Raw genomic sequence first — 19562 nt, forward strand, 5'->3', positions numbered from 1 at the left:
TGGCGGTAACCAATTGGACGCTTAAAGCTGGAATATTGAGAGGCCCGCTAAATCAGGCGGTCAGTTGCATGGCTCTCCGTCCAAAACTCGTCATCCATGGCCTGCTCGAAAGACCAGGGCAAGGCGACTGCAAAGCTCGATTCTTCAAGCCCGGTTTCTCGTGAAGCCAACAATTTGGCGTCACCATAAGCATCCGCAAGAATCTCTGGCAGCTTCGCCTTCAAGCTTGGATTGTCCGCCAGATGGCGTTTGATCTCGCGGCGCTGAACCTGAATGGTGGCTCGCCAGGAATTGCCCCTCAACATCGGTTGCGCCTGCCACTTGAGCAAATGCATCAAAAGCACGGCCAGGCGACTCAGCAGTTCGCGCTTTTCACGACGGCCCATGCTATCGATCTCCTCGATTATGTGCTCGATATCGGCATCCGCAAGCTGACCAGCACGAAGCAGTTGGGCTTGCTGTTGTGCCCACGCAAAGAAATCAGTGTCATAAAGACTCATTGCCCCGCTCCATAAAGGTTCTTGGCAGCCAGAGTAACTCGGAACCTGCTCAAAACATCCCTTTGCTCTTCCCCCGCACCCGCTCATACAGTTCCTCCATCAGCTCGATAAAGGAATTGTCCCGCTCCGAAAAGCGAGGGAAGTCCCCAGCCTTTCTCACCAGGATGCCCGACACCACCGGCGGGGTGGCCGGCTCGATTTCCCTTGGCAGCCGTTTTCCACCGTTACAGAAATCCCGATAGTCAGGCATCGCAACGGCCGGCTTAGGTCGAGTAAAGAAGGACTCCACCAACTCCGGTGCCTCGGTTCGCGCGTCCGCCATGGACACCAGTGCCTGCCCCAGAGGTCTGGCGCTCAGCGCACTGTGCAAGCGCTCGCGCGCAAGCCCCCGCAATTCCAACAGCAGGAAGGGATCACTATCCAGGGTGACCATCTTATGCACGAAGACCGATTAGAACCGGTGCAGGCAGGCGGCAGGGTCCTCCCTCACAGCCAGAAGGCGCGGCTCTGCACAAAGGAATTAACAGGCTCGGGCAACCAAAAAGAGTGGAGTACCCGCATTCACCCTATTTTTAAGTGGTCAATGTCCGCCGCCCTTGAGCGCGCCGACGATGCCCTCGATGGTGTCTTTGGCGTCGCCAAAGATCAGCGAGGTGTTGTCCTGATAGAAGAGCAGATTATCGACGCCCGAGTAGCCGGGGCGCATGGAGCGCTTGAGGAAGTAGACCTGGCGCGCCTTGCCGGCTTCGAGAATTGGCATGCCGTAGATGGGGCTGGAGCTGTCTTGCTTGGCCGCCGGATTGACCACGTCGTTGGCGCCGACCACCAAGGCGACATCGGCGCTCTGGAACTCAGGATTGATCTCGTCCATCTCCAAGACCAGGTCGTAGGGGATATCGGCCTCGGCGAGCAGGACGTTCATGTGGCCTGGCATGCGCCCGGCGACCGGATGGATGGCGAATTTCACCTCCACGCCCCGCGCTTGCAGCAGTTCCATCATGTCCTTCAGCGAATGTTGCGCCTGGGCCACCGCCATGCCATAGCCGGGCACGATGATGACCTTGCCGGCATCTTCCATCCAGTAGACAGCGTCATCCACGGACGCGGATTTGACACCCTTTTGCGCCGCCACCGCACCGGCGCTGTCACCGCCGCTGTCATCGGAGCCAAAGCCGCCGAAGATGACATTGATGATGCTGCGGTTCATCGCCCGGCACATGATGAAGGACAGGATGGCGCCGGAGAAACCAACCAGGGCACCGACGATAATGAGCAGATTATTGTGCAGCGTGAAACCGGTCGCCGCCGCCGCCCAGCCAGAGTAGCTGTTCAGCATGGAGATGACCACTGGCATGTCGGCACCGCCGATGGGGATGATGAGCGTCCCGCCAAGCACGAACGCCAGCAGCGTCATCAGCAGCAGCGACCAGATGGCGCCTGTGCTGGCAAAATGCACAGCGAGCGCAATGGTGGCACTGGCGATCAGCGCATTGAGCAGATGCTGGCCGAAGAATTTGACCGGCTTGCCGCTGATCAGCCCCTGCAATTTGCCAAAGGCGATAACCGAACCGGTGAAGGTAATGGCGCCAATCACAATGCCGGCGGACAACTCGCCCATTAGCAGGGTATTCAAATCCCCGCTCGCACGTTTGTTCAGGAAGGTGCCGATGGCCACCAGCACCGCCGCCAGACCAACAAAGCTGTGCAGCGCAGCGACCAGTTGCGGCATGGCGGTCATCTGGATGCGCAGCGCGATCACAATACCGATCACCGCGCCCATGACCACCGCGACCCCGATCAGCCAGTAAGACATCACCTCAGCACCCGCCAGAGTGGCGACAATGGCGATCAGCATGCCGAGCATGCCATAGAGATTGCCGCGCCGGGCCGTGGCCGGATGGGTCAGGCCCTTGAGCGCGAAGATGAAGAGCACCGCAGAGACCAGATAGGCCAGCGCCTGGCCGTCATGGGACAGTCCGGTGCTGAACAGGCCAGCGGCCATCTGCTTGAGTTGCAGCAGGAAATCCATTGCGGGGTGTCCTTATTTCTTCTTCTTGAACATAGACAGCATCCGGTGCGTCACCAGAAAGCCGCCGAAGACATTGATACTGACCAGCAGCACGGCGAGAAAGCCAACCGACTTGGCAAACCAGCCCGCGCTTTCTGACCCGGTAACCAGTAGGGCGCCCACCAGCACAATGCCGGAGATGGCATTGGTCAGCGCCACCAGCGGCGTATGCAGAGATGGTGTCACGCCCCAGATGACGTAATAGCCAATCACGCAGGCAAGGACGAAGACATAAAGGGCGAGAATGGATTCGGACATCCGATCGGGCTCCAGATTTAGAAATGGCTTAACTTGGTTCGCTTTAGCAGTCTCAGCAGCAAGACTCGATTTTCAGCTGGTGACAAATCCGACGTGCAAGGTGGTTGTCAATTTCTTGATGGCGCGGAACAGCCGAACGTGCTCCAGTCAAAGGATTTTGCCACCAAGAATGGTTGCTACCTTCGCGAATCAGCAGGCACCCATAACGTCTGAGATGGCGGATCAAATCCGAACGCTTCAAACCGCGATGCACTCTTCAAAGAATTGCTCACCAGCATCCTTTAAGGCGTCTGCTCTGTTCAGTTCGATGGCTTCTTTCAAGGTGTCGCGCAAGGATGCCAGCAATTCCTCTCTTGTCGCTTCCTGACAGTTAACGCCTGGGACTTCTTCAATCCAACCAATCCACCAGGGACCAGACTGCTTAACAACCGCTGTGTAATGGTTAACCATGCTCAGCCTCCCGTTATCCGCATCGCCTGAGTGATCTCATCGGCCTCGAAATCCTTGAGCGTCGGGCCGGATTCACCCTGCTCGACCATGATTTCGAGCAAATTGAGCAGATTGCGCGCATAGAAGGCGCTGGCGTCGGTTGCGACCATGGACGGGTAATTGGTGTGGCCGATCAGCCGCACTCCATGGTGCTCAACGACCTGGTCAGGCTGGGTCAGCTTGCAATTGCCGCCGTTGGCCGCAGCCAGATCAACAATCACCGAGCCGGGGCGCAGGCGCTCGACGACCTCAGGCGTGATCAGCTCGGGTGCCGGCCGGCAGGGAATCAGTGCAGTGGTAATAATGACCTGGGCTTTCGCCAGCTCATCGGCTAGGGCCTGCTGTTGGCGCGCTTTGGCCTCCTCCGACAGCTCCTTGGCGTACCCGCCTTCGCCGGAGCCATCTTCGCCAATGTCGAGTTCAATCGCCTTGGCACCGAGTGAGCGAATCTGCTCTTTGGTCTCCGGGCGCACATCATAGGCATGCACGTCAGCGCCCAAACGCCGAGCGGTGGCAATCGCTTGCAGGCCAGCAACGCCGGCACCAAGCACCACCAGTCGCGCCGGCTTAGCGGAACCTGCGGCCGTCATCATCGGCGGCAGAAAGCGGCCGAAGTGGGCGGCGGCCTCAATGACCGCGCGATAGCCGGCAATGTTGCTTTGCGAGGAGAGTGCGTCCATCGACTGAGCGCGCGAGATACGCGGAATGCGCTCCATGGCCAGCAGATGCACGCCGCGCGCAACCGTCTGCTCGGCCAGCTCATCCCCAGATCCCACCGAGCCACAACTCTCGATCAGGCTAATCAGGGTGGCGCCGGGTTGCAGCCGGTCCGCCTCCTCCCGGCTCGGCCGGCGAACTTTCAGCAACAATTCGGCGGCAAAGCACTGGGCGGCATCGACGATCTCGGCACCGGCATCCTGATAAGCTGCATCCGGATAGCTGGCGGCGGTGCCGGCACCCTGCTCGACGCGCACGGCAAAACCCTTGCCCACGAGCTTTTTGACCACCTCTGGCGTGCTGGCGACACGATTCTCGCCGGAAAGGGATTCGGCTGGAATTCCGATGTTCATGGAAATGTTATCGATCTCTGGAGAACGCTTGCAAAAATCCGCGCATTATCAGCCCTGCTGGGCATGATCTCAACCCGGCGGCTTGAGACGCAGGCTCGGTTGAACCCAATGGTCAGTGATTGCGGATAAAGTCGTAGATGTTCAGATAGTCCTGCCCCGGGCGGTTCCAGGAGTAATCACTGCGCATGGCGTTCTTGATCAGATCCCGGAAGTGCTCGGGAAAGCCGTAGTAGCAGGCCAGGGCGCGACCGAAGGCCGATTCAAGTCCCAGTGTGTCGTAGTTGTCGAAACTGTAGCCGTTGCGCTCGTGCAGCGGACGATCAGAATGATCCTTGTCAAACACAGTATCAGCCAGACCGCCGACGGCGCGCACCACGGGGATGGTGCCATAGCGCAGGCTGATGAGTTGCGTCAGACCGCAGGGTTCGAACTGGCTTGGCACCAGCATCATGTCAGCGCCGGCGTAGATCAGGTGTGCGAGTTCTTCATCAAAACCGATCTCCAGATGACAGTCGGGGCTGTCGTTTAGCATGTGCTTCAGGCCCCAGAAATCGTTATTGATGGCATGATCCGGGCTGGACCCCAGCAAGACAAACTGCGCACCGCGCTCAAGCGCATAGAAAATGGCATGGCGCACCAGCTCCAGCCCTTTTTGCGGATCGAGCCGGCCGATGAAGGCGACAATGGGCTTTTCATTGTCGGCCAGCATCAGCCGATGACGCAGGGCACGTTTGTTGTCGTATTTACCGTCCAGGGTTTCAATGCCATAACGCACCGGAATATGAGGATCAACCTCCGGGTTCCAGACATCGTAGTCGATACCGTTGACCACCCCGCCATATTTCATGTGATGGCTATGGAGGATCGACTCCAACCCAAAACCCTGACCCTGATCCTTGGTCTCAAAGGCGTAGCGTGGCGAGACGGTCGTAACGAAGTTGGAGTAGACCACCCCGCCCTTAAGCATGTTCAGGGCATTAGGGTAATGGTCATCACCCAAGCGCAGGCGATCAAAAAAGTGCTCTGGTCGATGTAACCCGCTAGCGCGAAGCAACTCGGCGCCGGTGACACCTTGATGCTTGAAGTTATGAATGGTCAGGCAGGCACGCGGGTGCATCATGCCAAGTTGCTGATAAAACTCGTAGAGATACACCGGCACCAGGGCGGTCTGCCAATCATGGCAGTGAATGATGTCGGGGTGCTTGCCTGATTGCCACAAAAACTCAATGGCCGCGCGCGAGAAAAAGGCATAACGCAGAATGTCATCGTTAAAGCCGTAGATGCTGCCGCGATTAAAGAAATTGTCGCTTGAATGCGGCTCAATGAAAAAGCATTTGCGCGAATGCACAAAACCAAAATACACCGTGCAATGAATGGCCCCCTCATACCAGGGCACCCACAGATCATCAAACACCCGATGGAGCTCAAAAATATGGTCGTAACGCAGGTTGTCGTACTTCGGCAAGATGATTTCGACATGGTTGCCGCGAATAGCCAGTTCGCGGGACAGACCAAAGACCACATCGGCGAGCCCGCCAACCTTGGCGACCGGCGCCATCTCGGGCGTGATATGGACAATGAATAGGCTTTGGCGTGGCGGGTAATAAGGCTCAGGTTTCTCGGGCTCGGGTATCGGCTCGGGTTCAGGCTGTCGCTGCGCGGGCGGCGCGGACAAAGGCTCAGAAGCCGGACTAGGATTGGATGCTGGCTCAGACGTTGACTGAGGTGTTGACTGCGGTGTTGACTCAACTATTGGCCCCAAGGGTTGCGGCGACTTTTGTGACTCGACCACCGGCGGCGCTTTCGCCTCGGTCTTTGGGGGCTGAGCGGCAGGTGATCCGGTTGCGGCTATGGTCGCCACCGACTGGTCGCGATCAGCCAACTGGAAGTCTTTTCGCGCCCCCGCCTCTTTTGACCCAGTCCCTTTTGACGCGGTGCTTGCAGGCGCCGTTTCGGCTTGATCAGCCTTCGATGATCTGGTTGCTGCGCGAGCAGATCTGGCCTGCCCAGATGCCGGTTCAGATGCTGACTTAGGCACTGGCTTAGCTGCAGGCGCAGCTTGAGATCGGGCTCCTCGCGCGACAGGCGCGGATGGTGTCTTGGCTCCGGCGGCTATTTTCTTGTTGGGCTTGGTGGCGCCAGACTGGGTGCCAGCCGGCTCAGCAGGGGTCACTGCGCTTGCCGCGTCCTGACTGGCAGCGGAGGCCTCCGGATCCTTGTCCAAATCCTTAACCGTCTCCTTGCCCGCATTCACCCCACGGGCGTTCGATGACTTGGGGCTCGCCTTTCTTGCCATGACTGCTGTCCTGAATCGTTAAGTCTGTTGCGCAATGCGTCGCGGGCCCGGTGGGATCACCACCGGCACCCTTTGTCCGAATCAACTCATTTCAGCGCTCGCCAGTCGCTCGTTGCGTTTCGCCGCTGGCAGGCGTAGCGGCGGATGCCGACGGGGACTCGGGTTGCAGAATCATCCCAGCCAACGGCGGCAGGGAGACCACCAGCGAGGCTGGGCGATTCATCCAGGGCAGGGCCTCGGCCTGAATGGACTCGGGCGCATTCCAGTAATCCGAGCCACCATAAGCCGAAGAATCCGAGTTAAACAGCACCCGGTAGCGACCCAGCACCGGCACGCCGATGCGGTAACCATCGCGCGGCACCGGAGTGAAGTTCAAGGCCACCACCAGATGCTCGGCACCCGGGTCTTTCGGCTCTCCGCCGCTTTTACGCTGGTAAATGAGCACCGAATTCTCGGCATCATGGCAGTCGATCCACTCGAAGCCCTGCCAGTCGAAGTCTTGGCTGTGCAGCGGAGCATGCTCCAGATACAGGCGGTTAAGCGCGCGAATCTGATCGCTGATGCCCTGATGCAGAGGATACTCACGCACATACCAGTCGAGCACCTTGGTGCAATCCCATTCCTCGCCCTGACCGAATTCGCAGCCCTGGAAAAGCAATTTCTTACCCGGATGGGTATACATGTAGGTGTAGAGCAGGCGCAAATTGCCAAAGCGCTGCCATTCATCCCCTGGCATGCGATAAAGCAGCGAGTGCTTGCCGTGCGTGACCTCATCATGCGAGAAGGGCAGCAGGAAGTTCTCGGTAAAAGCATAGAGCATGCTGAAGGTCAGGCTGTCCTGATGGTATTTGCGATGGACGGGATCCTCGCCAAAATAGCGCAGGGTGTCGTTCATCCAGCCCATGTTCCATTTCAGATCAAAGCCCAGGCCACCCAGATAGGTCGGGCGCGTCACCTGCGGCCAGGAGGTCGACTCCTCGGCCATGACCAGGGCACCCGGCACCTGATCATGGGTGATGACATTGAGTTCGCGCAGGAAATCTATGGCCTCGAGATTCTCGCGCCCGCCGTGGCGGTTCGGCACCCAGTCGGTGCGGGAATAATCCAGATAGAGCATGGAGGCCACCGCATCCACCCGCAGCCCATCAATGTGATATTCCTCAAGCCAAAAGAGCGCGCTTGAGATGAGGAAGTTCTTCACCTCATTACGGCCGAAGTTAAAGATCAGGGTGGACCAGTCGAGATGCTCGCCCAAGCGCGGGTCTTCATGCTCATAGAGCGCCGTGCCATCGAAGCGCGCCAGAGCATGGGCATCTTTCGGGAAATGTGCCGGCACCCAGTCGAGGATGACACCAATGCCATTGGCATGGCAGTGATCAACAAACCAGCGGAAATCGTCCGGGGTGCCAAAACGGCTGGTCGGCGCATAGTAGCCGGTGGCCTGATAGCCCCAAGATAGATCGAAAGGATGCTCGGTAATGGGCAAGAGTTCAATGTAGTTAAAACCCATGTCCTTGACATGATCAACCAGCCGGCGCGCAAGCTCGCGGTAATTGAGCAATTCGCCATTGGCACCGTGCTGCCAGGAGCCAAGGTGCACCTCGTAGATGGCCATGGGGGTGCGCATCCAGTCGTGCTTCGCGCGCCGGGCGATCCAGTCCTTATCCTGCCAATCGAAGGTATCAGCTGGGGTGATCACGGCGGCTGTCTGCGGGCGCACCTCGAAAAAGCGCCCATAGGGATCGGTCTTCAAGCCGATGGAGCCGCCACGCGCGCGGACCTCGTACTTGTAGAGCTCTCCTGCCTCCAAGCCCGGAATGAACAGCTCCCAAACGCCATTGCCATGCACCCGCATCGGATACCGGCGCCCGTCCCAGCCGTTGAAATTGCCGACTACGCTGACCCGCTCGGCATTGGGCGCCCAGACCGAGAAAAGCACACCATCGACATCATCGGCCCGATGCTCGCGCGCGCCGAGCAAGCGGTAGGCATGCCAGTGCTTGCCCTCACCGAACAGATGCAGGTCGAAATCCGCGAGCTGACAGGGGAAGCAGTAAGGATCGTAAGCCTGATGCTCGCTGGCCTCGGTTGCGCTTCCAAGGTGTTCCGTCGCGCTGTCCTCATCTGCGGGTGCTTTAGGCGCCATCCGCCATGCAAGCTGGTAGCGCTCAGGCACAAAGCTCGCCGGCCCCGCCCAGACGAACAAATCCGTGCCCTCAATCCGGGTCATGGGTTGCTTGCAATCGACAATGCGCGCTTCCTCAGCGCCAGGGAGGAAAGCACGCACCACCACTCCCTCGGGCGATGGGTGACGGCCAAGCACGCTGAAAGGATCAGCATGCCGGGCGTCGAGAAGCGGGCGGAGAGAATCGGTCAGTTCGAGATGGTGCATGCTTAAAAGATCCTGCGGCAAAGCTTGCGCGACGAAAATCGCGACTTCCGACATGCGACTGTGAAAAAATCGCGAGCGATGACCACCCGGACCAGAACGCGCCGGCTGGTAAAGTTGTGGCCCATTATGCGGGATTCCGACACCAAAGCCGAAACTTAATCCGCGCCCAGGCGGGCCCGGCAACGTCAGGGTTTTGTAATCCGCGCGCGCTTGGGCTACCTTCTCCTGCATCTATCCGGAACGGACATGGGCTTTGGCTATGTTTCGGTTCCGGGTTTCGGATCGGACAGCGGTCAGGGGGAGACCCTGAACCCATCCATGAGGGCTTCAGGGCCTAAAACAGAAAACGCATTTGCGACAGCTATAACAAGCACGGCCATCGGCCGGAACAACAACGGGGAGGAGTAGACATTGAATTATCAGCAGACGTACGCCGCAGCAAAGGACGCGGAGCACTTCTGGGGCGAGGCGGCGGCGGCCATCGACTGGGACCAGCCCTGGGAACGGGTGCTCGATGACAGCAACCCGCCCTTTTACCGCTGGTTTGCCGGCGGCATGCTCAATACTTGTTACAACGCCGTCGACCGCCATGTCGCAGCCGGCCGTGGCGAGCAGGCCGCCATCCTCTACGACAGCCCGGTCACCGGCACCAAAGCACGCATCAGCTATGCGCAACTGCAAGACCAGGTCGCGCGCTGCGCCGGCATGCTGCGCGATCTTGGGGTCGTCAAGGGCGACCGGGTCATCATTTATATGCCCATGGTGCCGGAGACGGTCATCGGCATGCTCGCCTGCGCACGTATCGGCGCCGTGCATTCGGTAGTCTTCGGCGGTTTTTCCTCGCACGAGTTGGCCACCCGCATCGAGGACGCCAAGCCCAAAGTCATACTCGCCGGCTCCTGTGGTATTGAGCCCAGCCGCATCGTTGCCTACAAGCCGCTACTCGATGCGGCTATCGAGGCGAGCAGCCACAAGCCAGAGCATTGCGTGATTTTACAACGCGCGCAAGCACCGGCCGAATTGCTGCCGGGGCGGGATCTGGACTGGGCCGAGACAATCGCCGCTGCTAGCCCGGCCGACTGCGTGCCGGTCGCCGCAACCGACCCGCTTTACATTCTCTATACCTCTGGCACCACGGGCATTCCCAAAGGCGTGGTGCGCGATAACGGCGGCCATGCGGTGGCCATGTGCTGGAGCATGCGCCATGTCTATGGCGTCGAACCGGGCGAGGTCTACTGGGCCGCGTCCGACGTTGGCTGGGTGGTCGGGCATTCTTACATCGTCTACGCGCCCCTGCTGCATGGCTGCACCACTGTGCTCTACGAGGGCAAACCAGTCGGCACCCCGGATGCCGGTGCTTTCTGGCGGGTGATTGAAGAATACGGCGTCTCGGTGCTCTTCACCGCGCCCACAGCTTTCCGCGCCATCAAGCGCGATGATCCCAATGCCGAACAACTCAAGCACTACCGGCTGGACAAATTGCGCACGCTCTTCCTCGCCGGCGAGCGCTGCGACCCGAACACCCTGGAGTGGGCACAGGATAAGTTGAAGGTGCCCGTCATCGACCACTGGTGGCAGACCGAAACCGGTTGGGCCATTGCCGCAAACTGCCTCGGTATCGAACAGCTCCCGGTCAAACCCGGCTCCCCGACCCGACCTGTGCCAGGCTTTGACGTGCAAGTACTCGATGATAACGGCGAGTCGGTCGCGCCCGACACCATCGGGCGCATCATGATCCGCCTGCCGCTGCCACCCGGCTGCTTGCCGACCCTGTGGGGTAACGACGAACGCTTCGTGCAGTCCTATCTGTCTGCCCAGCCGGGTTATTACTTAAGTGGCGATGCCGGTTACTTCGACGAAGATGGCTATCTGTTCGTGATGAGTCGCATCGACGACATCATCAATGTCGCCGGCCACCGGCTCTCGACCGGCGCCATGGAGGGCGTGCTGGCCAATCATCCGGCGGTGGCCGAATGCGCCGTGATTGGCGTCGCCGACACGCTCAAAGGCGAGCTGCCAGTCGGTCTGGTGGTCCTCAAGTCGGGTATCGACACGGCGCCCGAGGCCCTGCAAAAAGAGCTGATCAATCTGGTACGCGAGCAAATTGGTCCAGTGGCGGCCTTCAAGACAGTAATCATCGTCGAGCGCCTGCCCAAGACCCGCTCAGGCAAGATCCTGCGCGGCACCATGAAGAGCATCGCCGAAGGCACCCCCTACCGAGCGCCCGCCACCATTGATGATCCAGCCATCTTGGGCGAGGTCGAGCTGGCGCTGCGCGACAGCGGCTATGGAGGTGCGGCTCCAGGGTGAAGGAGCCCGCAGAAAAGGGGGAAAGCACGGTACTTCTGCAGCTCCATCAAAGCGTGCAATCCGGACGCCCGTGATGCTTCCCCAGGCATCCTGCCATCGCCCTGCGTGGATGATGATTGGCATTTTTCGTTCAATAGAGTACCTGCCCCTCCAATGACAACCGCACTCATTACCGGCATCACCGGCCAGGATGGAGCCTACTTGGCAGAATTCCTGCTCGATAAAGGCTATATCGTGCACGGCATCAAGCGACGCAGCTCGCTGTTCAATACCGACCGTATCGACCATCTCTATCAGGACCCCCATCAGTCCGGCCGCCGCTTTGTGCTGCACCACGGAGACATGACGGACAGCTCAAGCCTGATTCGCATCATGCAGCAGGTGCAGCCGGATGAAATCTACAACCTGGCCGCGCAGAGCCATGTGGCTGTTTCGTTCGAGGAGCCTGAATACACGGCGGATTCCGACGGTCTCGGCGCGCTGCGGCTGCTAGAGGCCATCCGCATCCTCGGGCTGGAGAAGAAAACCCGCTTTTACCAGGCCTCCACCTCCGAGCTTTACGGTCAGGTGCAGGAAGTCCCACAGCGCGAAACCACGCCCTTCTACCCGCGCTCGCCCTATGCGGTGGCCAAGCTCTACGCCTATTGGATCACGGTGAACTATCGCGAGGCCTATGGCATCTACGCCTGCAATGGCATCCTGTTCAACCACGAAAGCCCCATCCGTGGCGAAACCTTCGTCACCCGCAAAATCACCCGGGGACTGGCGCGAATCAAACTTGGCCTGCAGGAGCAGATTTACTTAGGCAACATGGACGCCAAACGCGACTGGGGTCACGCCAAGGATTATGTGCGCATGCAATGGATGATGTTGCAGCAGGAGCAGCCCGAGGATTTCGTCATCGCCACCGGCAAGCAATACTCAGTGCGCGACTTTGTCGAGATCGCCGCACGCGAAATCGGCATCCATCTGCGCTGGGAAGGCCAGGCCGTCGACGAAAAAGGCTATGACCAGAGCAGCGGCGCCTGCCTGATCGAAGTCGATCCACGCTATTTCCGCCCGACTGAGGTTGAAACTCTGCTGGGCGATCCAAGCAAAGCCAAGGAAAAGCTCGGCTGGCAGCCAGAAATACGCTTCGAGCAATTAGTGGCGGAAATGATGCGCGAGGATCTGAAAGAAGCTGAGCGCGATGCACTATGCAATCGCGAAGGCTATAAGGTTCACCAGCACAATGAGTGATTGGCGTACCAGTATCCGATCCACCCTTCAGGGTCTGACTTGCCTCAAGGCTGCTTCAGACGGCCCCGCCATGACGGATTGATCCCAGCATTGCGTTAGGGCAAAGGTCTGGAAGATCCGTCAGGGGCCGATTGAACTCTGCTCGTTGCGGGCACTGCCCCGGTGCATCCGCACGCTGAGCCTTTCGGCCGTGATGGTCATGGCCAGAACGGCGACGGCCAGCCAGCCGATGATGCCGTCATAGTCACCCGCAAGCCAGGCCCAGCCGGCCTGGTCGACCCCATCAGTCAGGCGGCGGCTGGTCTGGATGACGAACACCCAAGCCGCATGCACGCCGATGCCGAAAGCAATGCTGCCAGTACGCTCGCGCAACAGTGCTAGCAACACTCCGGCGAGCCAAAGCGCGACGAGAGAATCCAGATTGCGCCATTCCAACAACCCTGCGAATACGCTAGCGACCATCCAGGCAATGCCAAGCGCGTCTGGCGCCATGTCCGCCGGCAAACCGTGCGGCTTCATGAAATGCACCACCGCGTAGAGCGCGGCGGACCAACCAGCGGCTTGCACCAGACCATCGCGGCGGCGAATTGCGGTAAAGAGCGCGCCGCGAAAAAAAGTCTCCTCCAGCACAGCGATCAATAACCCGACGATCAAGGCGCGCAGGGCAGTTTTGAGCAACTCCAGCAGCCAGCCAAAGGACCATACCTCGAGTGCCCGAGCACCGCTCACAACCAGCAGGATGACGATGGCGGCCATCATTAGGCTGCCGAACAACCAACCGCGGAATGCGTCGCGGCGGAAGTCCTGGAACGGCAAGCTGTTGTACCCCAGAGCCGCACGACGCGCCAGTCCGAGCGCACGCAGGAAGGGCCACAGGCCTAGGAGCATCAAGACTTGCGCTAGGCGCCCCAGTACCCGCTGAGGGTCTTCATCGGCCAGCAGGTCGCTATCGAGCAGCGGGATGCTGAGCAGCGCCGCGAGCAACAGGCAGCCGAGCATGTAGCCAAAAAATATCCCGGTTGGACGCATGCTTGCTTCTCCCCAGTCTTCTCAGTTGCCGAAAATCGGTTGTGGCCAAAAAAAAACGCCCTCAGCAAAGATGCGTTGCTGAGGGCGTTATCGGGTCACTGCCAAAGAAACGGCAACCGGCGTGACACGCCGGTTGCCGGGCTAAGGCTACAGGGGCCAGGCTTACATCATGCCCATGCCGCCCATGTCGCCCATACCACCCATGCCGCCGCCCATGCCGCCACCGGCAGGTGCATCGTCCTTGGGCTCCTCGGCCACCATGGCCTCGGTGGTAATCATCAGACCGGCGATGGAGCAGGCGTTCTGCAGCGCGGTGCGGGACACTTTGGTCGGGTCGAGAATACCCATGCTGACCAAATCGCCATACTCGCCGCTAGCGGCGTTGTAGCCGTAATTGCCTTCGCCTTCGGCAACTTTCTGCAGCACAACTGAGGCCTCGGCGCCGGCGTTATGCACAATCTGGCGCAGCGGCTCTTCCATCGCGCGCAGGGCGATACCAACACCGACATCCTGGTCGTGGTTATTGCCCTTGAGGCCACGCACGCCGTTGAGCGCGCGCACCAGTGCCACACCACCGCCGGGCACAATGCCTTCCTCGACTGCCGCGCGGGTGGCGTGCAGGGCATCCTCGACACGGGCTTTCTTTTCCTTCATCTCGACTTCGGTCGCGGCGCCCACCTTGATGACGGCCACGCCGCCGGCCAGCTTGGCCAGACGCTCCTGGAGCTTCTCGCGGTCGTAGTCGGAGGTAGTCTCCTCGACCTGGGCGCGAATCTGCTCGCAGCGGCCCTTGATGTCGACATCGGAACCGGAGCCGTCGATGATGGTGGTTTCTTCCTTGCTGACCTGGATCTTCTTGGCTTGGCCGAGTTCATTCAGGGTGGCTTTCTCAAGCGACAGACCAACTTCCTCGGAGATCACGGTGGCGCCGGTCAGGATGGCGATATCCTGCAACATGGCCTTGCGACGGTCACCGAAGCCAGGAGCCTTGACTGCGCAGACCTTAATGATGCCACGGATGGAGTTGACCACCAGAGTGGCCAGAGCCTCGCCTTCGATATCCTCGGCGACGATCATCAGCGGCTTGCCGGATTTGGCCACGCCCTCGAGCACCGGCAGCAGGTCGCGGATGTTGGAAATCTTCTTGTCGTGCAGCAGGATGTAGGGGTCTTCCAGTTCAGCGGTCTGGCTCTGCTGGTTGTTGATGAAGTAGGGCGACAGATAGCCACGGTCGAACTGCATGCCTTCGACGACATCCAGCTCATTGTGCAGCGACTTGCCTTCTTCAACGGTGATGACGCCTTCCTTGCCGACCTTCTCCATCGCCTCGGCGATAATCTCGCCAATGCTGTCATCGGAGTTGGCTGAGATGGTGCCGACCTGGGCGATTTCCTTGTTATCGGAGCAAGGACGCGACAGGGCGCGCAACTGCTCGACGGCGCTCTCGACGGCTTTGTCCATGCCGCGCTTCAGGTCCATCGGGTTCATGCCAGCGGCGACGGCCTTCAGGCCTTCGCGCACCATGGCCTGAGCCAGCACGGTAGCGGTCGTGGTGCCGTCACCGGCGACGTCGGAGGTCTGGGAAGCGACTTCCTTGACCATCTGGGCGCCCATGTTCTCGAACTTGTCTTTCAGTTCGATTTCCTTGGCCACAGAGACACCATCTTTAGTGACGGTGGGTGAGCCGAAGGACTTCTCCAGCACGACGTTGCGGCCTTTCGGGCCCAGGGTAACTTTGACGGCGTTGGCCAGGACATTGACGCCATCCATCATGCGCGCGCGCGCATCAGATCCAAACTTAACTTCTTTTGCACTCATTGGAGTTTGCTCCCGTGATCTAAACTGGTCTCGCGACAGGGTGACGCGAACGAAATTGCTTGTGGGTCAGGGTGCGCGAAGGCTTAGCCCTCGATGACACCCATGATGTCTTCCTCGCGCATCACGAGAAGATCTTCGCCATCGACCTTGACCTCGGTGCCCGAGTACTTGCCGAACAGCACCTTGTCGCCGACCTTGACGTCGAGCGGGCGGGAGTCGCCGCTGTCCATGATCTTGCCGTTGCCAACAGCCATGACTTCGCCACGGATTGGCTTTTCAGCAGCGCTGTCTGGAATGACGATGCCACCAGCGGTGGTGCGCTCTTCTTCCATGCGACGGATAACGACGCGGTCGTGCAAAGGACGGATATTCATTGTTTGAGTCCCCTCAATGTGGTGTGAGTGGTCGAGCGCCGCTCAGCCCGGTCCGCAGACGGGGGTTGTTAGCACTCATCAGTAGCGAGTGCTAATAATAGTCCCGACTCGCTCTATGTCAAGGGGTGTGTCAAGAGTCAGCACCATTGCGACAGACATTCTTGTGCCCTGAGCCGCGTTAGCGGGCCTTGGGAGCACGGGAAGGGAATAGGTTAGATGGCGTCGAAGCGCTCGAACTGCATGCTGAATTGACCGCGCCCCTGGGTCAGGCTGCGCAGTTCGGTCGCGTAGCCGAGCAGAGATTCAAGCGCCACGGCGCACTGCACGCGCGCCTCGCCTTCGCCACCGCCTTCATGCAGCGAGGTTGAGCGAATGCTCGCATGTCGGGCTTGCAGATCGCCTAACACCTGGCCCAGATGATCCTCCGGCACCACTAGGTCGACGCGCATCAGCGGATGCAAAATCACCGGGCCGGCCTGGCTCAGCCCCTTGCGCAGTGCCTTGGCTGCGGCTGCGCTCAGCGCCTCGGGCGGGCTGGCCTGCCCGAAAAGCTCCACCTGGCGCAGCTCGACAATCACGTCCTCTAGGGGCGCCCCCTGTAGCGGGCCGCTGCTTAAAATCAGCTGCAAGCCCGCGTGCAGAGCCTGGCGCTGGGCATCGTTCAACTCGGCACCCAGGGGCTGCACCTGCGGCTCCCCGATCACCCGCACACCCGAGCCACGTGCGCCCGGTGTCAGGTGCAGCTCGACCGCGGCGCGAGCCTCCGGATGCTTGCCATCGGGTGAGGCGGGATGCTGATAGAGTTCGGCAACTGTCACCTCGCCGCCGATACTCTCGCGCACCGCTACCGCCGGTCGCCCGCTGCGCACTTGCAGCTGGAACTCGCGCGCCAGGCGCTCCAGCACAATCTGCAAGTGCAACTCGCCCATGCCGCGCAGCAGACGCTGACCGGTGTCCGGGTCTTCTTCCACTCGCAGCGTCGGGTCTTCCTGCACCACCTTGTCCAGGGCTTCGAGCAGCTTGTCTTCATCGGCACTGCTGCCCGGCTCGATGGCCAGACTGAGCACCGGGGTGCGGGTGTCGATGCGCTCGAGGCTGACAACATGCTCGGGATGGCACAGAGTATCGCCGGTTGCGGCATGACGCAGGCCGGCCAGCAGGACGATCTGCCCGGGGCCAGCCTCCTCAAGCTTAGTTTTTTTGCCGGCGTCGATGTCGAAAATGCGCGCGACATGCTCTTTGACAATCTGGCCATCGGCGCCGATGAAGGCCACAGCGTCGCCAGGACGGATGCGATTGCGATAAATGCGCGTGAAGCAATGCCGGCGCCCATCCCAGAGCTGCACCTTGAACACCAGAGCAACAAGCGGCCCGTCGCCGCCTATAACAATGGACTCGGTTGCTGGTTGGCCGCCTGACTCGGGAGTGTCTGCTCTTGCCGGGAGGCGCTGCGCGGGCATCGGCGGGCGATCTGTCGGCGCCGGCAGCAACTCGACCACCGCGTCGAGCAGCGGCTGCACCCCAAGATTGCGCAGCGCACTGCCGCCAAAGCAGGGAAATAGCCGACCGCTCAAGGTTCCCTGGCGCAGGGCAGCGAGAAGCGCATCAGGCGCCACAGACTCGCCGGCCAGCACCGGCTCGGCCAGGGCATCGTCGACTTCGGCCAGCGCGAGCAGTAAGGACTCGCGCAGCCCGGCCACCGATTTCCAGAGCGCATCGGGACAGAGCGCACGTCGGGGCGCCTCCCCCTGCTCGCCATGGAACTCAATCAACTCCCCATGGATCAGATCAATCACCGCGTTGCGCTCAGGCAGTGGTAAGGTAACCGCTACCGGCGCAACGCCGAGCCGTGTGGCAATATCAGCCATGGCCTGGGTGAAATCGGCCCCCGGTCGGTCCATCTTGTTAATAAAAAACAGCGTCGGGAGCTGAAAATGGCAACGTTGGCGCCATACGGTTTCGGTCTGGGGCTCGACCCCACGCACGCCATCGAGCACCAGGATTACGCCGTCGAGAACGCGCATGGCGCGCTCCACCTCAATAGTGAAATCGACATGGCCCGGAGTATCGATGATTTGCAGCAGGTGCTCGCGCCAGGGCGCACGTGTCACCGCAGCGGTGATGGTGATGCCGTGTTCCTGTTCCTCGGCCATCCAGTCCATGTGGGCGGCGCCTTCATGCACTTCACCAATTTTGTGCAAAGCGCCGGTATAGAACAAAATGCGCTCGGTCAGGGTGGTTTTGCCGGCATCGACATGGGCGGCAACGCCGATATTTCGCACGCACTGGAGTTTGTGGGTATGACAAGTCACAACAGCAGCCTGAGCTTTCAAGCAAGTAATCTGGAAGGATGTCGCGCATCATCCTGGCCATTGATGGCACAAATCAAGCCCCGAATCAGTAGGCGCCGCAAAAACGCCGCATTCTGGCTGACGGGCGGTCTGTGGCTATTGGCTCTGGCCTCGGGAGTCGGGCTGGCATCAGAGCCATACAGACTCACGAGCCCCAATGATGATGTCATTGGCACGCCTTTCTATGTCAAGGCCGACTCGCGCCAGACGCTGCTCGATATCGGCCGTCATAACGGCCTAGGCTTCGATGAGATGGAGCAGGCCAATCCGAATGTCGATATGTGGGTGCCCGCAGATGGTGCCGATGTGCTGATTCCAGCGCGCCAGGTGTTGCCAGACGCGCCACGAAACGGCCTGGTGCTAAACACCGCCGAGAAGCGACTCTATTACTTCCGCTCAGCACAGGAGGTCGAGACCTATTCGGTTGGCACCGGGCGTGAGGGCTGGGAGACGCCAGTTGGTCGCTACAGCATTGTCGAGAAGATTAAGGGCCCAACCTGGACGCCACCGGCATCCATCCGCGCCGAACATGCGGCCAAGGGCGATATTCTGCCCGCCGTGGTGCCTGCCGGACCGGACAATCCGCTGGGGGCCTATGCGATGCGCCTGAGCAATCGCAGTTACCTGATCCATGGCACCAACAAGCCCTGGGGCGTTGGCATGCCTGTGAGCCACGGCTGCACCCGCATGTTTCCTGAGGATATCGAGAGTCTGTTTGGCAGGGTTCCGGTTGGAACACCGGTGACAATTGTGGATCAGCCCTACAAGGCGGGCTGGCTGGGCGATGAGCTTTATCTGGAAGCAAACGCGACTGACGAACAGCGTGCCAGCGTGAGCGTGGAAGATGTGATTCCGGCATCCATCAAGCAGGCGCCGGGGGTGGCGATCAACTGGGATCAGGTCAGACAGGTTGTTCAGAAAAATACCGGCCTACCCACCGTGGTGGGCGGCCGGCAAGAATCAGCCAGCTGGCATTACTTGGACATGATCTTCTGATACATGCGGTTAATGCGCTCTTCGTTCGCATTGCAGCACGCCTGGGCTGCATTGGCTGAATCCATGGCTGCGGCAGCCATGTCACGTGCTTCCTGATCGGTAGCACAACCGCCCAGCATACCGGCGCTCAGCACGGCGGCGATGGACAGAGAGGCGAGTTTCGTACGCTTAGTCATAGCATCTTCTCCGTAAATAACTGTTGCCTTATGGCGCGCTTGTTATACCACAGTCTGAGAAAAATTCGAGCCCCAAGCATCAGATTCTGCCTTCCCGCCCATTTTTGTGCCGACAACAAGACTCTGGCGCCCGCGTTTCATCTTACCCTTGCCCGATGAAGCCAGCATCCGCGCAGCCGGTCAAACAATCAGGACA

At 60.0% G+C, this 19562-nt stretch carries 17 protein-coding genes; 3 read left to right on the forward strand and 14 right to left on the reverse strand.

Features of this window, described 5'->3' with window-relative positions; all coding sequences use genetic code 11:
* Positions 1-47: 47 nt before the first annotated feature.
* From Thiofri_RS01630 to glgB, 9 genes are all read right to left on the reverse strand, one after another.
* A complete protein-coding gene (locus Thiofri_RS01630) occupies positions 48-500 on the reverse strand; it encodes a DUF29 domain-containing protein (RefSeq protein ID WP_009150154.1) in 453 nt (150 codons plus the stop codon).
* A 49-nt stretch (positions 501-549) separates the two neighbouring features.
* Positions 550-942, reverse strand: a complete 393-nt coding sequence (locus tag Thiofri_RS01635) for a hypothetical protein (RefSeq protein WP_223296795.1) — start codon at positions 940-942, stop codon at positions 550-552.
* Between the two features lie 138 nt (positions 943-1080).
* Positions 1081-2529, reverse strand: a complete 1449-nt coding sequence (locus Thiofri_RS01640; protein WP_009150153.1) for an NAD(P)(+) transhydrogenase (Re/Si-specific) subunit beta — start codon at positions 2527-2529, stop codon at positions 1081-1083.
* Between the two features lie 12 nt (positions 2530-2541).
* A complete protein-coding gene (locus Thiofri_RS01645; RefSeq protein WP_009150152.1) occupies positions 2542-2826 on the reverse strand; it encodes a proton-translocating transhydrogenase family protein in 285 nt (94 codons plus the stop codon).
* 52 nt (positions 2827-2878) lie between these two features.
* A complete protein-coding gene (locus Thiofri_RS01650; RefSeq protein ID WP_223296794.1) occupies positions 2879-3079 on the reverse strand; it encodes a type II toxin-antitoxin system HicA family toxin in 201 nt (66 codons plus the stop codon).
* A complete protein-coding gene (locus tag Thiofri_RS01655) occupies positions 3064-3276 on the reverse strand; it encodes a type II toxin-antitoxin system HicB family antitoxin (protein WP_009150150.1) in 213 nt (70 codons plus the stop codon). The genes Thiofri_RS01650 and Thiofri_RS01655 overlap by 16 nt, the downstream gene beginning before the upstream one ends.
* Before the next feature lie 2 nt (positions 3277-3278).
* Complete coding sequence (locus Thiofri_RS01660) at positions 3279-4385, reverse strand: Re/Si-specific NAD(P)(+) transhydrogenase subunit alpha (protein ID WP_009150149.1); 1107 nt, start codon at positions 4383-4385, stop codon at positions 3279-3281.
* A 112-nt stretch (positions 4386-4497) separates the two neighbouring features.
* Positions 4498-6681, reverse strand: coding sequence for a glycogen synthase (glgA, locus tag Thiofri_RS01665; protein ID WP_009150148.1), 2184 nt, complete (start codon positions 6679-6681; stop codon positions 4498-4500).
* Between the two features lie 91 nt (positions 6682-6772).
* Positions 6773-9073, reverse strand: coding sequence for a 1,4-alpha-glucan branching protein GlgB (gene glgB, locus Thiofri_RS01670; protein WP_143741975.1), 2301 nt, complete (start codon positions 9071-9073; stop codon positions 6773-6775).
* 411 nt (positions 9074-9484) lie between these two features.
* Here glgB and Thiofri_RS01675 point away from each other — a divergent pair, with 411 nt between their 5' ends.
* Complete coding sequence (locus Thiofri_RS01675) at positions 9485-11383, forward strand: propionyl-CoA synthetase (RefSeq protein WP_009150146.1); 1899 nt, start codon at positions 9485-9487, stop codon at positions 11381-11383.
* Positions 11384-11536: 153 nt separating this feature from the next.
* Positions 11537-12622 carry a GDP-mannose 4,6-dehydratase gene (gene gmd, locus Thiofri_RS01680; protein WP_009150145.1) on the forward strand — a complete coding sequence of 362 codons (1086 nt, stop codon included), beginning with the start codon at positions 11537-11539 and terminating at the stop codon, positions 12620-12622.
* A 120-nt stretch (positions 12623-12742) separates the two neighbouring features.
* Here the strand turns inward: gmd and Thiofri_RS01685 are convergent, their stop codons facing one another.
* From Thiofri_RS01685 to Thiofri_RS01700, 4 genes are all read right to left on the reverse strand, one after another.
* A complete protein-coding gene (locus Thiofri_RS01685; RefSeq protein WP_009150144.1) occupies positions 12743-13651 on the reverse strand; it encodes a CPBP family intramembrane glutamic endopeptidase in 909 nt (302 codons plus the stop codon).
* 162 nt (positions 13652-13813) lie between these two features.
* Positions 13814-15469 carry a chaperonin GroEL gene (gene groL, locus Thiofri_RS01690; protein WP_009150143.1) on the reverse strand — a complete coding sequence of 552 codons (1656 nt, stop codon included), beginning with the start codon at positions 15467-15469 and terminating at the stop codon, positions 13814-13816.
* 83 nt (positions 15470-15552) lie between these two features.
* Complete coding sequence (gene groES, locus Thiofri_RS01695; RefSeq protein ID WP_009150142.1) at positions 15553-15843, reverse strand: co-chaperone GroES; 291 nt, start codon at positions 15841-15843, stop codon at positions 15553-15555.
* 212 nt (positions 15844-16055) lie between these two features.
* Positions 16056-18155: an elongation factor G gene (locus Thiofri_RS01700; protein WP_009150141.1), complete on the reverse strand. Its 2100-nt coding sequence runs from the start codon at positions 18153-18155 to the stop codon at positions 16056-16058.
* Between the two features lie 63 nt (positions 18156-18218).
* Between Thiofri_RS01700 and Thiofri_RS01705 the strand changes: the two genes are divergently transcribed.
* Positions 18219-19190, forward strand: coding sequence for a L,D-transpeptidase family protein (locus Thiofri_RS01705; protein ID WP_009150140.1), 972 nt, complete (start codon positions 18219-18221; stop codon positions 19188-19190).
* Here the strand turns inward: Thiofri_RS01705 and Thiofri_RS01710 are convergent.
* Positions 19169-19366: an alanine-zipper protein gene (locus Thiofri_RS01710; protein WP_009150139.1), complete on the reverse strand. Its 198-nt coding sequence runs from the start codon at positions 19364-19366 to the stop codon at positions 19169-19171. The two genes, Thiofri_RS01705 and Thiofri_RS01710, sit on opposite strands and share 22 nt — an antisense overlap.
* Positions 19367-19562 lie beyond the last annotated feature (196 nt).

Origin of the sequence: Thiorhodovibrio frisius (assembly GCF_033954835.1) — a bacterium.
Lineage (GTDB): Bacteria > Pseudomonadota > Gammaproteobacteria > Chromatiales > Chromatiaceae > Thiorhodovibrio > Thiorhodovibrio frisius.